The sequence below is a fragment of the Enterobacter sp. H2G27 genome, from assembly GCF_054403075.1.
Genome location: NZ_JBSVSI010000001.1, coordinates 3,972,604 through 3,985,460 on the forward strand (window position 1 = coordinate 3,972,604; position 12,857 = coordinate 3,985,460).

General features: G+C 56.8%; 16 protein-coding genes. 14 read left to right on the top strand and 2 right to left on the bottom strand.

Translation table 11 applies throughout. The annotated features are described in order from the left end of the window. The first annotated feature begins 146 nt into the window (after window positions 1-146). Window positions 147-740, top strand: a complete 594-nt coding sequence (gene yhgN / locus ACW9E7_RS18955; RefSeq protein ID WP_003861574.1) for an NAAT family transporter YhgN — start codon at window positions 147-149, stop codon at window positions 738-740. 62 nt (window positions 741-802) lie between these two features. On the opposite strand, the gene tusA is transcribed toward yhgN, so the two are convergent. Beyond that, window positions 803-1,045: a sulfurtransferase TusA gene (gene tusA / locus ACW9E7_RS18960; RefSeq protein ID WP_017693840.1), complete on the bottom strand. Its 243-nt coding sequence runs from the start codon at window positions 1,043-1,045 to the stop codon at window positions 803-805. Window positions 1,046-1,212: 167 nt separating this feature from the next. Between tusA and ACW9E7_RS18965 the strand changes: the two genes are divergently transcribed. Together ACW9E7_RS18965 and ACW9E7_RS18970 are read left to right on the top strand one after the other, a co-directional pair. Next, a complete protein-coding gene (locus ACW9E7_RS18965) occupies window positions 1,213-1,878 on the top strand; it encodes a 7-cyano-7-deazaguanine/7-aminomethyl-7-deazaguanine transporter (RefSeq protein WP_111963750.1) in 666 nt (221 codons plus the stop codon). 72 nt (window positions 1,879-1,950) lie between these two features. Next, a complete protein-coding gene (locus tag ACW9E7_RS18970; RefSeq protein WP_008503073.1) occupies window positions 1,951-2,508 on the top strand; it encodes a DcrB family lipoprotein in 558 nt (185 codons plus the stop codon). Window positions 2,509-2,512: 4 nt separating this feature from the next. Here the strand turns inward: ACW9E7_RS18970 and ACW9E7_RS18975 are convergent, their stop codons facing one another. Continuing rightward, window positions 2,513-3,730, bottom strand: a complete 1,218-nt coding sequence (locus tag ACW9E7_RS18975; protein WP_111963748.1) for an MFS transporter — start codon at window positions 3,728-3,730, stop codon at window positions 2,513-2,515. 145 nt (window positions 3,731-3,875) lie between these two features. On the opposite strand from ACW9E7_RS18975, the gene ACW9E7_RS18980 reads away from it, so the two are divergent. The 11 genes from ACW9E7_RS18980 to ACW9E7_RS19030 all read left to right on the top strand — a co-directional run bounded on the left by ACW9E7_RS18980 (window position 3,876) and on the right by ACW9E7_RS19030 (window position 12,856). Then, window positions 3,876-4,925 (top strand): AI-2E family transporter, encoded by a 1,050-nt coding sequence (locus tag ACW9E7_RS18980; protein ID WP_023309517.1) that lies wholly within the window; start codon window positions 3,876-3,878, stop codon window positions 4,923-4,925. Between the two features lie 335 nt (window positions 4,926-5,260). Beyond that, entirely contained in the window at window positions 5,261-5,650 is a 390-nt protein-coding gene (locus ACW9E7_RS18985; protein ID WP_111963747.1) for a lipoprotein, read from the top strand. Between the two features lie 69 nt (window positions 5,651-5,719). Continuing rightward, window positions 5,720-6,784, top strand: a complete 1,065-nt coding sequence (locus ACW9E7_RS18990; protein ID WP_115876839.1) for a methyltransferase — start codon at window positions 5,720-5,722, stop codon at window positions 6,782-6,784. A gap of 67 nt (window positions 6,785-6,851) precedes the next feature. Then, complete coding sequence (locus ACW9E7_RS18995) at window positions 6,852-7,574, top strand: beta-ketoacyl synthase chain length factor (protein WP_149367163.1); 723 nt, start codon at window positions 6,852-6,854, stop codon at window positions 7,572-7,574. Beyond that, window positions 7,571-8,386 carry a lysophospholipid acyltransferase family protein gene (locus ACW9E7_RS19000; RefSeq protein ID WP_111963744.1) on the top strand — a complete coding sequence of 272 codons (816 nt, stop codon included), beginning with the start codon at window positions 7,571-7,573 and terminating at the stop codon, window positions 8,384-8,386. The genes ACW9E7_RS18995 and ACW9E7_RS19000 overlap by 4 nt, the downstream gene beginning before the upstream one ends. Next, window positions 8,367-8,624 carry a phosphopantetheine-binding protein gene (locus tag ACW9E7_RS19005; protein WP_008503081.1) on the top strand — a complete coding sequence of 86 codons (258 nt, stop codon included), beginning with the start codon at window positions 8,367-8,369 and terminating at the stop codon, window positions 8,622-8,624. The genes ACW9E7_RS19000 and ACW9E7_RS19005 overlap by 20 nt, the downstream gene beginning before the upstream one ends. 10 nt (window positions 8,625-8,634) lie before the next feature. After that, the gene (locus ACW9E7_RS19010; protein ID WP_024908875.1) at window positions 8,635-8,886 is read left to right on the top strand and encodes an acyl carrier protein; all 252 of its coding nucleotides are present in this window, start codon (window positions 8,635-8,637) and stop codon (window positions 8,884-8,886) included. A 6-nt stretch (window positions 8,887-8,892) separates the two neighbouring features. Next, window positions 8,893-9,480, top strand: a complete 588-nt coding sequence (locus ACW9E7_RS19015; protein WP_133295273.1) for a COG4648 family protein — start codon at window positions 8,893-8,895, stop codon at window positions 9,478-9,480. Further along, the gene (locus ACW9E7_RS19020; protein WP_458728206.1) at window positions 9,473-10,834 is read left to right on the top strand and encodes a class I adenylate-forming enzyme family protein; all 1,362 of its coding nucleotides are present in this window, start codon (window positions 9,473-9,475) and stop codon (window positions 10,832-10,834) included. Before ACW9E7_RS19015 ends, ACW9E7_RS19020 begins: the two co-directional genes overlap by 8 nt. Further along, a complete protein-coding gene (locus tag ACW9E7_RS19025) occupies window positions 10,821-11,174 on the top strand; it encodes an ApeI family dehydratase (RefSeq protein ID WP_111963741.1) in 354 nt (117 codons plus the stop codon). Before ACW9E7_RS19020 ends, ACW9E7_RS19025 begins: the two co-directional genes overlap by 14 nt. Next, a complete protein-coding gene (locus ACW9E7_RS19030; RefSeq protein ID WP_458728207.1) occupies window positions 11,165-12,856 on the top strand; it encodes a glycosyltransferase family 2 protein in 1,692 nt (563 codons plus the stop codon). Before ACW9E7_RS19025 ends, ACW9E7_RS19030 begins: the two co-directional genes overlap by 10 nt. The last annotated feature ends 1 nt before the right edge of the window (window position 12,857 follow it).

A 12,857-nucleotide genomic window follows, 5' to 3' on the forward strand; every position in this document is an offset into this window, starting at 1 on the left:
TGTGCAAGCCAGTATTGAACTGGGATATGCTTCACATTACAAAATGCTGCCAAAGTCGCAAGCGAAATTAATCGATGATTGCCCGGCAATCAGAAAAAGCGCTAATCATCGAAATAACACTACTAAGTATCAGGGATAATTTAAAGATGAGTGAAATCATTTCCGCGGCGGTTTTATTGATCCTGATTATGGATCCACTGGGTAACTTGCCGATCTTCATGTCGGTGCTGAAGCACACCGAACCGAAGCGCCGCCGGGCGATCATGATCCGCGAGCTGCTCATCGCCCTGCTGGTGATGTTTATCTTCCTGTTTGCGGGTGAAAAAATCCTCGCATTCCTGAACCTGCGCGCCGAAACCGTGTCGATTTCCGGCGGGATTATTCTTTTCCTGATTGCGATTAAGATGATTTTCCCGAGCGCGGAAGGCAGCAGCAGCGGCCTGCCTGCGGGTGAAGAGCCGTTTATTGTGCCGCTGGCGATTCCCCTCGTTGCCGGGCCGACCATTCTGGCCACGCTGATGCTGCTGTCGCACCAGTATCCGAACCAGATGAGCCATCTGGTGATTGCCCTGCTGATTGCCTGGGGCGGAACGTTTATTATCCTGCTGCAGTCATCCCTGTTCCTGCGCCTGCTGGGTGAGAAAGGGGTAAACGCGCTGGAGCGCCTGATGGGGCTGATTCTGGTAATGATGGCAACGCAGATGTTCCTGGACGGCATTCGGGCGTGGATGAAGGGATGACTTTCTCCCTCTCCCTGTGGGAGAGGGCCGGGGTGAGGGCATCAGGCAGCAGAGGCGCCCACTCAACCCTTACGAATCAAATACCGGTACGGCAGCGTTTCCGTCTGCTGTGCCACCAGCTCATGCTCCATAAAGGTACAAAAACCGGGAATATCGCGCGTGGTGGCCGGGTCGTCGGCAACGATCAGCAGCGTTTCACCGGTCTGCATGTTGCGCACGGTTTTACGTACCATCATTACCGGTTCCGGGCAGCGAAGGCCCTGGGCATCAAGAGTGTGGTCTGGGCTGGAAAACAGGTCGGTCATGATCTTCTCGGTCTGATAAAAACGGCTGTAGTTTACGCCCGGTTGCGATCAATGCAAACCAGGTTAACGATTGCGTAAAAACTAACCATTGCAATGTCCTGACAAAGCAGTATCATGCTGCGGTTTTTATTGGGTTCCCTCACCCCAACGTATAAAAAGGTCACAATATGACGCAGTTTTCTGAATCTCAGCGCGTAAAAGCGTTGTTCTGGCTTTCGCTTTTCCATTTGCTGGTGATCACCTCCAGCAACTATCTGGTGCAGCTCCCGATCTCCATCTTTGGTTTCCATACCACCTGGGGCGCGTTTAGTTTCCCGTTTATTTTCCTCGCGACGGATTTGACCGTGCGTATTTTTGGCGCACCGCTGGCTCGCCGTATTATTTTTTCGGTCATGCTCCCGGCGCTGTTCATCTCGTACGTGATTTCGTCTCTGTTTTATATGGGAAGCTGGCAGGGCTTTGAGGCGTTAACCCACTTCAACCTGTTCGTTGCCCGTATCGCCGCGGCAAGCTTTATGGCCTACGCGCTGGGGCAGATCCTCGACGTGCATGTGTTTAACCGCCTGCGTCAGAATCATCGCTGGTGGATGGCGCCAACCGCCTCCACGCTGTTCGGTAACGTGAGCGATACGCTGGCCTTCTTCTTCATCGCCTTCTGGCGCAGCCCGGATGCGTTCATGGCCGAGCACTGGATGGAAATCGCGCTGGTGGACTACTGCTTTAAGGTTCTCATCAGCATTGTTTTCTTCCTGCCGATGTACGGCGTGCTGCTCAATATGCTGCTGAAAAGGCTGGCAGATAAATCTGAAATCACAGCATTGCAGGCTGGTTAAGGGTTCGCTTTATCAGTTGTGATAAGATGAGCGAATGAGCCGTTATGGCCGTTTATCGAAAGGAAGAAGTCAATGCGCAATCTGGTTAAATATGTCGGGATTGGCCTGCTGGTTGTGGGTCTTGCAGCCTGTGATAACAGCGACACGAAAACGCCTGCTCAGGGCGCATCCGCAGAAAGCAATGCGACCGGCCAGCCGGTGAATCTGATGGATGGCAAACTCAGTTTCTCTCTGCCAGCCGATATGACTGACCAGAGCGGCAAGCTGGGCACCCAGGCGAACAACATGCACGTTTACTCCGACGCAACCGGGCAGAAAGCGGTCATTGTGATTGTGGGCGACGACACCAGCGAAGACCTGGCCGTCCTGTCCAAACGTCTTGAAGATCAGCAGCGCGGACGTGACCCGCAGCTGCAGGTCGTGACCAATAAATCCATCGAGCTGAAAGGCCATAAGCTGCAGCAGCTCGATAGCATCATCTCCGCAAAAGGCCAGACCGCTTACTCCTCTGTTGTGCTGGGCAAGGTCGATAACAAACTGCTGACCCTGCAGATCACCCTGCCAGCGGAAGATCAGCAGAAAGCGCAGACGGCCGCTGAAAACATCATTAACACCATCGTGATCCAGTAACGCTTCACGACGATGACGTGGCCTCCGGTGCCTGCACCGGGGGCCATTTTTTTAGCCGCCACGTCAGCAGCAGCGCAATAACCACCAGACCCGCCGCGGCAAGATAGATCACCGGCACGCCTGCCCAGGCCATCACCAGCCCCGCCAGCGGGCCGGTAATGCCTAAAGACATATCCATGAATACCGTATAGGTCGCCAGCGCCGCCCCCTGATTCTGCTGCGGCACGGCTTTTACCGCCACCACGCCCAGCGCCGGGAAGACCAGGGAAAAGCCTGCCCCCGCGAGGAACACGCCCACTTTGGCGACCCACGGCACCATCGCAATTCCGGTCAGCAGCAGCCCGACAATCTCTATCGCAAAGCAGATCATCGCCACATTCAGCCCGCCGAGACGGTTGATGCCGTTAGGGAAAAGCAGGCGGGCACCTACAAACGCACAGCTAAACAGGGTTAACGCAAAGGCCGCGCCGTCCCAGCCTTTGGCGTCGTAGAACAGGGTGATGAAGGTCGCAATTACGCCAAAGCCGGTGGTTGCCAGCGCCAGGGCCATGCCGTACGGCCAGACGCGTCCCAGCACCGCCCGAAACGGCAGCGGCTTGCCTTTGCTGGCCTTAACTTTCGGACGCGGCAGCGCAAAGAGAATTGCCAGCAGCGCGACCGCCATAATAGTGATAGACAGCCCATACAGCCCGCCAAGCGCATAGCAGGCCACGCCGAGCGGCGCCCCGAGGGCCATTGCCCCGTAGGTGACAATCCCGTTCCAGGAGATCACCCGGCCAATGTGCGGCGCGCCGACAACCCCAACGCCCCAGAGCGTCGAGCCGGTTCCCGCCAGGCTTTGTCCGATGCCGAGAATGACGCGGCCCAGACAGAGCAGCGCCAGGCTGACCAGCGGCCAGTGGCTGGTTGCGGCAGCCAGCAGGTAGCTCAGGCCACTGAGGAAACAGCCGCATAAACCCACCACCACAATGCTTTTTGGACCGAACAGGTCCGCGTAGCGCCCGGCATGGGGGCGACTCAGGAGCGTGGCGAAATATTGCAGGCTGATGACCAGCCCCGCCCAGAAGGCGCTGAAGCCCATCACGTCATGGACATAGCCCGGCAGGACCGCCAGCGGCAGGCCAATGGTCAGATAGCTGGCAAAGTTGAAAATCACAACGGAAACGATGCGCAGATTGAGGCGCAATCCGCTCAGTGCCGGTTCAGCGGCAGGTTCGGGCATGGGGTTTTACCTGGATTTTTTACAACCGTGTTTCACTATTACCACGGCGCAATAAGAAAATCAGCACCGACTTTCAGATTAACGGCTCCAGACGAAGCGAAGCCCGGGCACTACACTTACCGGGTCATCATATTAAGGAACACGCATGATCGCTAACCCGTCCGACAAAGCAGGACTTCACATCTTATTAAAACTCGCCTGTCTGGTGGTTATCCTTGCGGGTATTCATGCTGCCGCCGACATTATTGTTCAGCTCCTGCTGGCGCTCTTTTTTGCCATTGTGCTTAATCCTCTGGTCACCTGGTTTTTACGTCGGGGAGTCAGCCGCCCGGTAGCCATCACCATTGTGGTTATTGTTATGCTGATTGGCCTGACGGCGCTCTTCGGCGTACTGGCGGCATCGCTGAGCGAATTCTCCACCATGCTGCCGCAGTACAACAAAGAGCTGACGCGTAAAATTGTCGCGCTGCAGGAGATGGTACCCTTTCTTAATCTGCATATTTCACCCGAACGGATGCTGCGCAGAATGGACTCCGAGAAGGTCATGACCTACGCCACCACCTTGATGACGGGGCTTTCCGGCGCGATGGCCAGCATTCTGCTGCTGGTCATGACGGTGGTGTTTATGCTGTTCGAAGTTCGCCACGTCCCCTATAAGCTGCGCTTTGCACTGAACAACCCACAAATTCACATTGCCGGATTACACCGGGCACTGAAGGGCGTCTCAAAATATCTGGCGCTGAAAACGCTTCTGAGCGTCTGGACCGGGGTCATTGTCTGGCTGGGGCTGATGCTGATGGACGTGCAGTTCGCGCTGATGTGGGGCGTGCTGGCATTTCTGCTGAACTACGTGCCGAATATTGGCGCGGTGCTTTCCGCCGTGCCGCCGATGATTCAGGCGTTTCTGTTCAACGGTTTCTACGAATGCATGCTGGTCGGCGCGCTGTTCCTCGTCGTGCATATGGTGCTGGGCAATATTCTTGAACCGCGCATGATGGGACACCGTCTGGGCATGTCGACGCTGGTGGTATTTTTATCCTTACTGATTTGGGGATGGCTGCTGGGCCCGGTCGGTATGCTGCTGTCGGTCCCCCTGACCAGCGTATGTAAAATCTGGATGGAAACCACCAAAGGCGGCAGCAAGCTGGCGATCCTGCTCGGTCCGGGGAGGCCGAAAAGCCGATTACCCGGATAACCGACCTACCTGTACAGGTAGGTTTAAACCATCAGTAATACACCGTAAATTACCGCGTCCTTAATCCGTCGCGGTATTTTATTTGCGTTAAGGCGATATTCACCCTGTTTTATTTACGTCGTGAGCATTACTCTCAAACGCAATTCATGATTTAACGCAAATTATAAAAAATGAAATGGTTATTTATTTTTCCATGTTATTATTTCCGCCTTCGCTTCAACGTAATGCAAACATTAATATTGATTAAAAATACGCCTGGCGCCAACGGAAAGCCGGATGAATATTATTTGTAAAAACCACTACCTTTAATTGTTAATATTGATATGGAGTTGTTGATGAAAAAGATCGTTAAATGGTGTGCTGCTGCCGTATTCGTTGGCGCACTGGCAGGCTGTGCGCGTACCGCCCCAATCGCTCAGGTTCACTCTATTGTAAGCGCGGGTCATACTGCCGATCAGGTAAAAACGGCAATTTTGAAAGCAGGCCAAAAACGTGACTGGATCATGACGGAAGCGGGCCCGGGAATGATTAAGGGGCGTCTGCAGTCGCGCGATCACTCGGTCCAGGTGAGTATTCCGTATACGGCAACAAGCTATTCAATCAACTATGAAAACAGCCTTAATCTGAAAGCGGCAGACGGTAAAATTCACAAAAATTATAACCGCTGGGTGAATAACCTCGACCACGATATTCAGCTGAACCTCTCCGCAGGCGCCACGCTGTAATATTTTTCTAAAGTCGGGCCGCGTATGGCCCGATAACCTCTCTTTATTATCCTCAAAGGTTACGTAGTAATGTACGAAAAGGACACACTCAGCGCACTGGATGCCATTACCGAAGCGCAACGCATCGCTTTTGCCCCGATGTTATTCCAGACTGCGCTTTGTCTGCGTAACTCAGGCGTTCTCGCCTGGCTAGATAAACAAGGGAAAGAAGGTGCCAGCCTTGAGGAAATAACAGAACACAGCACGCTAGGTAGCTATGGTGTCAGCGTACTGCTGGATATGGGATTAAGCGGTCGAATCGTAACCCAACAGCAAGGACGTTATTTCCTGGCGAAAGTGGGCCATTTTTTACTGCACGACGAAATGACCCGCGTAAATATGGATTTCACCCAGGACGTTTGTTACCAGGGGCTATTTCACCTGGCGGACGCCCTGCAGGAAGAAAAACCTGCCGGATTAGCCGTGTTTGGCAACTGGCCAACCATCTACCCGGCTTTATCCCAATTACCTGCTCCGGCGAAGGATAGCTGGTTCGCCTTCGATCATTACTATTCTGACGCCGCTTTTGACGCGGCTTTGCCATATATATTCGCAAGCTCGCCGACAAAATTGTACGATGTGGGCGGAAATACGGGTAAATGGTCGTTACGCTGCTGCCGCTATGACGAAAATGTTGCCGTGACGATCCTCGATCTGCCGCAGCAGATAGCGCTGGCGCAGGAAAACATCGCAAAAGCAGGTTTTTCTCATCGTATTGCATTCCATGCTGTCGATATGCTTAGCCCAGCAACATTGCCGGGTGACGCCGACGTCTGGTGGATGAGCCAGTTCCTGGATTGTTTCTCTCCGGATCAGATTGTCGCCATGCTGACGCGCGTCGCACAGGCCATGAAGCCAGGCGCACGTTTGTGCATCATGGAGCTTTTCTGGGATGCTCAGAAATTTGAAGCAGCCTCTTTCAGCCTGAATGCCACCTCGCTCTATTTCACCTGTATGGCGAATGGCAATAGCCGGTTTTACAGCGTAGAAAAGTTTTATCGCTACCTGGAGAGTGCAGGTTTCAGCGTTGAACAGCGGCTGGACAACCTTGGGGTCGGTCATACCCTGCTGATATGCACCAAACGTGAACAATAGAGCAGCTTAGCTGCCCGGGTGGCCTAGTCTGCCTTTTGAATACGGTTTTTTTCGCGGACGCGCGTAGATGAAATTTTCACTGAACATTATCGACTGGCAGGCCAGAGCGCCAGGACTCAGCGATGCCACAGAGTGGCAGGCGTGGTCTCGCCTGCAGCTGGCCGTCGATCCAGCTGCCCCGCTTCCCCGGTTGACCGCTTTACCTATGATGACCGCGCGCCGCCTCAATTCAGGCAGTAAGCTGGCGGTGGATATTGGTCTTGCCATGCTGCAAAACCACGCCATTGATGCCGTCGTCTATTCCAGCCGCCACGGCGAGCTGGAGCGCAACTACCGTATTCTGCATGCTCTGGCAACCGGCCAGTCCGTATCGCCCACCGACTTCGCCATGTCCGTGCACAACTCGGCGGTGGGCAATCTCACGATTACCGCACGCCAGCCCATCGTCTCGTCATCCATCTCTGCCGGGCTGGACACCTTCCAGCAGGCTTTATGTGAAGTGCTGAGCCTGCTGCATGCCGGCTACTCCCGCGTCTTGCTGGTCGATTTTGACGGCGCGCTGCCGGAATTTTACCATCCGGCGTTACCGCAGCAGATGCCCACCTGGCCCTACGCGCTGGCGCTGGTCATTGAATCCGGACAGGAATTGCAGTGTGAAACCCACAGCGGCAGCACAGGTGAAGAACCCGCCCTGCCGCAAAGCCTGATGTTCCTGCAGCGCTATCTCAGCGAGGAACGTCAGTTTGTAGTGCCCGGCGAACGTTTGCTGTGGCAATGGACGCGCGCATGAACCACCTGGCTGCCCGTATCAACTGGTTATGGCGTCTGGTGATGACCGGATTCTGCTTCGCGCTGTTTGGCGTGGGCGGACTGCTGCTGTCGCTGGTCTGGTTCAACCTGCTGCTGATCGTCCAGCGCGACCGCGCCAACCGTCGACGTCTGGCGCGTCGCAGCATTGCGGCCAGCTTCCGTTTCTTCCTGACCGTTGCGCGCGGACTCGGGGTACTGGATTATCGCATTCGCAATCTTGACGCGCTGCGCAGCGATCGGGGTTGTCTGGTGGTAGCTAACCACCCCACGTTAATTGACTACGTGATTCTGGCGTCGGTGATGCCAGAAACCGACTGTCTGGTGAAGAGCGCGCTGCTGCGTAATCCCTTTGTCAGCGGCGTCATCCGCGCGGCGGATTACCTGATTAACAGCGAAGCCGAGCCCCTGCTCGCGGCTAGCCAGCAGCGTCTGGCTCAGGGCGACACGCTTTTGATCTTCCCGGAAGGCACGCGAACCCGGTTTGGCGAGGCTATCTCCCTCCAGCGCGGCGCGGCTAATATCGCCGTGCGCTGTAACAGCGATCTGCGGGTGGTGCTGATCCACTGTAGCGAACATCTGCTGGATAAAAAAAGTCACTGGTATGATGTACCGCCAGAAAAACCTGTTTTCACCGTGGATGTCCGCGACCGCGTGAACATCGACGAATTTTACGATGCAAATGAACAAGAACCGGCGCTGGCGGCAAGGCAGTTAAACCGGCATCTGGAGCATCGATTAACATCAGGCCTTCAATCTTTGTCAGGAATTAATGATGCAAGCGCTTTATCTTGAAATTAAGAATCTCATTATCACCACGCTGAATCTGGACGAGCTTACCGCAGAGGATATTGATACCGATGCCGCGCTGTTTGGCGATGGGCTGGGTCTGGACTCCATTGACGCGCTGGAACTGGGTCTGGCCGTGAAAAACCAGTATGGCGTGGTGCTTTCTGCCGAAAGCGAAGAGATGCGCCAGCACTTCTTTTCCGTCGCCACGCTGGCGTCCTTTATCAACGCTCAACGCGCCTGAGATGTGAACGATGACTGAACAAGAAACCATTTATCAGGAAGTCTGCGGCCTTCTGACCAAGCTCTTTGAAATCGACCCGCAGGACATTACGCCCGAAGCCCGTCTTTATGAAGACCTGGAGCTGGACAGCATTGACGCGGTGGACATGATCGTTCACCTGCAGAAAAAAACCGGTAAGAAAATCAAGCCGGAAACCTTCAAATCGGTTCGTACCGTTCAGGATGTGGTAGACGCCGTCGAACAGCTTCTGCGCGAAGAGTAAGACGTCGTGCGTGGTGGACGGACGTTCCCGCTCATCCCACTGCTGACGGGTCTGATGCTGCTGGCGTGGCCTTTTCTGATTGGATTTGGGTTGACCCACAACAGCCTGCAGTGGCTGTTACCGGTGATGGCGCTGATGTTGCTGCTGCGGCTGCGTCAGGCACAGCGGAACCGTGGCCCGATGCGGTATGTGGTGCAGTGCGTGGCGCTCGCGGGCATTGCGCTCTGCGCGGCAAGCTACCTGCTGAAAACCCACCAGTGGCTGCTGTTTTACCCGGTGGTCGTCAACCTTGTGATGCTGGCCGTGTTTGGCGGTTCGCTGTGGACCGCGATGCCGCTGGTCGAACGGCTGGCGCGCTTGCGCGAGCCGGATTTGCCCCCGGAGGGCGTGCGCTATACCCGCAGGGTGACCCTCGTCTGGTGCGGCTTTTTCATCGGAAACGGCGCGATGGCGCTGTTCACCGTTCTCCACGGCGACCTGCATCTGTGGACGCTGTGGAACGGTATGGTGGCTTATATCCTGATGGGAACGCTGATGGCGACCGAGTGGCTGGTCCGCCAGCGGGTGATAAAAAAAGAGATGCACAATGACTAACCCCCTTCCGCTGGGCCAGTGGTTAAACGCCCCGCGCCCTGACGACATGCCCGTTGCCTGGCTTGACGATCGTACCTGGACGCTGGGCCAGCTGCGCCACGACGTGACCTTGCTGGTCGACACCCTGCGTCAGCAGGAAGGCGAGCGCTGGGCGCTGTGCTTTGAAAACAGCTACCTGTTTATCGTTGCGCTTCTGGCCTCGCTGCATGCCGGTAAAACGCCGGTCATTCCCGGCCATAGCCGCGTCTCGCAGCTTGAAGAACAGCAGTCGTTGTTTAGCGGCGTCCTGAGCGACAGGACACTCGATTTCCATGGCAAGCTGATTGTGGTGGCCTCCAGCCATCAGACTGCTCGCCACTGGGCGCCCCTGCCGGACATTGACGAAAGCCGCTTTGTTGAACTGTTCACCTCCGGCTCCACGGGAACGCCGCGTCGGGTGATTAAGCACATCGTCAGTCTGGATCGCGAAGCCCGTCTGCTGGCTGACCGCTTCGGCGAGCGTCTGACTGGCTGTAGCGTTGTCGCCTCGGTCGTACCGCAACATCTGTACGGCCTGACCTTCCGCATCGTCTTGCCGATGGCGCTGGGCCTGCCGCTGCATGCCGCGATGCTCTACTACGCAGAGCAGCTGGCCGCCCTTCCTCATGACAGACATTACCTGTTCATCAGCAGCCCGGCGTTTCTGAAGCGCCTGGATACGGAGCTTCCCGCGCCGCCCGTCAGAATGCTGATTTCAGCAGGCGGAATGCTGCCCTGGTGCGACGTATCCACCACCGCTGGCTGGCTTAACATCTGGCCGGATGAAATTTATGGCAGCACCGAAACCGGGATCCTCGCCTGGCGCCATCGCCAGCAGGATAACGTGCCGTGGCTCGCGTTCCCCGGCGTTATCTTCCATCAGGAAGATGACGCCTGTCGCGTCACGTCGCCACTGATCCACGAGGCTGAAGGACTCCAGCTGGACGATATCCTCCACTTCGACAGCGAGGGGCTTTTCAGCATCGCCGGGCGTCGCGGGCGGGTGGTCAAAATTGAAGAAAAGCGCATCTCGCTTAACGAGATCGAACGTCGCCTGCTGGAGCTCGACGGCATTTGCGAAGCGGCGGCCCTGCCGGTCACGCGCGGGGGCCGTCAGGGTATTGGCGCCCTGCTGGTCCTGGACGAAGCGGTTCGTCAGCGCGGCTATATGCAGGATAAAAAAGCGCAGGAGTTTGCCTGGCGTCGCGCCCTGCTGCCGTGGCTTGAGCCGGTCGCCGTTCCACGCTACTGGCGTATTGTCGATGAAATGCCGGTAAACAGTATGAACAAGCGTGTCTATGCGCAGTTAGAGGAGTTATTTCATGAAAATTCATGAAATTGAGCGCCACCAGACACAGCCGGAGAAGCTGGAGATCGTTTTGCATCTCGACGCGGCGCTGTTCTGGTTTCAGGGCCATTTTGCCGTACAGCCGCTGCTGCCCGGCGTTGCGCAGCTTGACTGGGTGATGCACTACGCCACGACGTTACTGGCACCGGGCTACCGCTTTCACAGCATTCAAAACGTGAAGTTCCAGGCACCTCTGCTGCCGGAAACCACGGTGACGCTGATGCTTGAGTGGCATGCTGAACGTCAGATGCTGACCTTCAGCTACCAGCGTCACGCAGGGGCTGAGCGCCATACCGCCAGCAGCGGGAAAATTCGGCTATGTCAGTAACCTTCCGCCCCTGCGTGCTGATCCCGTGCTACAACCACGGCGCCATGATCGCCAGCGTGCTCTCACGTCTCGCGCCGTTCGGCCTGCCGTGCCTGGTGGTGGATGACGGCAGCGACGCAGTCACCCGTCAGGAGCTTGAGCGCCTGGCGGCTGAGCAGCCGCAGATGACGCTGGTCCGTCTGGCGCAAAACGCCGGAAAAGGTGCCGCGGTCATCAGGGGGCTGGAAGAGTGCGCGCGCGCGGGCTATACCCACGCCGTGCAGGTGGACGCGGACGGCCAACACGCCATCGAAGATATCCCCAAACTGCTGGCGCTGGCGGAGCGCCACCCGGACGCGCTGATTTCCGGCCAGCCCATTTACGATGATTCCATTCCGCGCTCGCGACTCTACGGGCGCTGGATAACCCACGTCTGGGTCTGGATTGAGACCTTATCCCTGCAGCTTAAAGACAGCATGTGCGGCTTTCGGGTCTACCCGGTCTCGCCCACGCTGCGGCTGGCAGCGCGTGAAACGCTCGGTAAACGGATGGACTTTGACACCGAAGTGATGGTCCGTCTTTACTGGCAGGGCAACACCAGCGTCTTTTTGCCCACCCGTGTCACCTACCCGCAGGACGGCTTGTCCCACTTCGATGCGTTAAAAGATAACGTGCGGATCTCCCTGATGCATACCCGACTCTTCTTCGGCATGCTGCCCCGCATGCCCGGCCTGCTTTTCCGTCGACGCCGCCAGCACTGGGCGCAGCAGGACGAGGTCAAGGGTCTGTGGGGGATGCGCCTGATGCTGCGCGTCTGGAAACTGCTGGGTCGGCGGGCCTTTACCGTGCTGCTGTGGCCGGTGATCGGCGTGTACTGGCTTATCGCACGTCCTGCACGGCAGGCCTCGCGGCAGTGGATTGGAAGGGTCAAGCAAGAACTGCATAAGCGGAACATGCCCGTTCCCCCGCGGCTCAACAGCTTTTTCCATTTTATGCGCTTCGGCAACGCGATGCTGGATAAGGTCGCCAGCTGGCGCGGCGAGCTGAAGTTTGATCGCGACGTGGTCTTTGCCGCCGGCGCGAGCGAAACGCTTAATATCGCGGCGCCGCAGGGCAAGCTGCTGCTGGCCTCGCATCTTGGCGACGTAGAAGCCTGCCGGGCCCTGGCCCAGCTGGACGGCAGCAAAATTATCACCGCCCTGGTCTTCAGCGAGAACGCCCAGCGCTTTAAGCAGATCATGAGCGAAATGGCGCCCGAGGCCAGCGTGAATTTGATGTCGGTCACCGACATCGGCCCGGACACCGCGATCGCCATCAAAGAGAAGCTTGAGCGGGGAGAATGGGTCGCGATTGTGGGCGATCGCATCGCGGTGAATCCGCAGCGTGGCGGCGAGTGGCGGGTGATCTGGAGTAAGTTTATGGGGCAGCCAGCGCCGTTCCCACAGGGGCCGTTTATCCTGGCCTCCATCCTGCGCTGCCCGGTGGTGCTGATTTTTGCCCTGCGCCAGCAGGGTAAGCTCGTCCTGCACTGTGAACCGTTTGCAGATCCGCTGCACCTGCCGCGCGGTGAACGCCAGAAGGCGCTGCAGAATACCGTCGATCGCTACGCGCAGCGGCTGGAGCATTACGCCCTCATGTCGCCGCTCGACTGGTTTAATTTTTTCGATTTCTGGCATCTGCCAGAGCCCAGTGAAAAGGAGTAAA

Bases quoted from the DNA above. Each gene is read 5' to 3' on its own strand.
- ACW9E7_RS19025 (WP_111963741.1), top strand. From the start codon at position 10,821: ATGAAAATTCATGAAATTGAGCGCCACCAGACACAGCCGGAGAAGCTG.
- ACW9E7_RS18970 (WP_008503073.1), top strand. From the start codon at position 1,951: ATGCGCAATCTGGTTAAATATGTCGGGATTGGCCTGCTGGTTGTGGGT.
- ACW9E7_RS18980 (WP_023309517.1), top strand. From the start codon at position 3,876: ATGATCGCTAACCCGTCCGACAAAGCAGGACTTCACATCTTATTAAAA.
- ACW9E7_RS18975 (WP_111963748.1), bottom strand. From the start codon at position 3,730: ATGCCCGAACCTGCCGCTGAACCGGCACTGAGCGGATTGCGCCTCAAT.
- ACW9E7_RS18995 (WP_149367163.1), top strand. From the start codon at position 6,852: ATGAAATTTTCACTGAACATTATCGACTGGCAGGCCAGAGCGCCAGGA.
- ACW9E7_RS19030 (WP_458728207.1), top strand. From the start codon at position 11,165: ATGTCAGTAACCTTCCGCCCCTGCGTGCTGATCCCGTGCTACAACCAC.
- yhgN (WP_003861574.1), top strand. From the start codon at position 147: ATGAGTGAAATCATTTCCGCGGCGGTTTTATTGATCCTGATTATGGAT.
- ACW9E7_RS19005 (WP_008503081.1), top strand. From the start codon at position 8,367: ATGCAAGCGCTTTATCTTGAAATTAAGAATCTCATTATCACCACGCTG.
- ACW9E7_RS18965 (WP_111963750.1), top strand. From the start codon at position 1,213: ATGACGCAGTTTTCTGAATCTCAGCGCGTAAAAGCGTTGTTCTGGCTT.
- ACW9E7_RS18985 (WP_111963747.1), top strand. From the start codon at position 5,261: ATGAAAAAGATCGTTAAATGGTGTGCTGCTGCCGTATTCGTTGGCGCA.
- ACW9E7_RS19010 (WP_024908875.1), top strand. From the start codon at position 8,635: ATGACTGAACAAGAAACCATTTATCAGGAAGTCTGCGGCCTTCTGACC.
- ACW9E7_RS18990 (WP_115876839.1), top strand. From the start codon at position 5,720: ATGTACGAAAAGGACACACTCAGCGCACTGGATGCCATTACCGAAGCG.
- tusA (WP_017693840.1), bottom strand. From the start codon at position 1,045: ATGACCGACCTGTTTTCCAGCCCAGACCACACTCTTGATGCCCAGGGC.
- ACW9E7_RS19020 (WP_458728206.1), top strand. From the start codon at position 9,473: ATGACTAACCCCCTTCCGCTGGGCCAGTGGTTAAACGCCCCGCGCCCT.
- ACW9E7_RS19000 (WP_111963744.1), top strand. From the start codon at position 7,571: ATGAACCACCTGGCTGCCCGTATCAACTGGTTATGGCGTCTGGTGATG.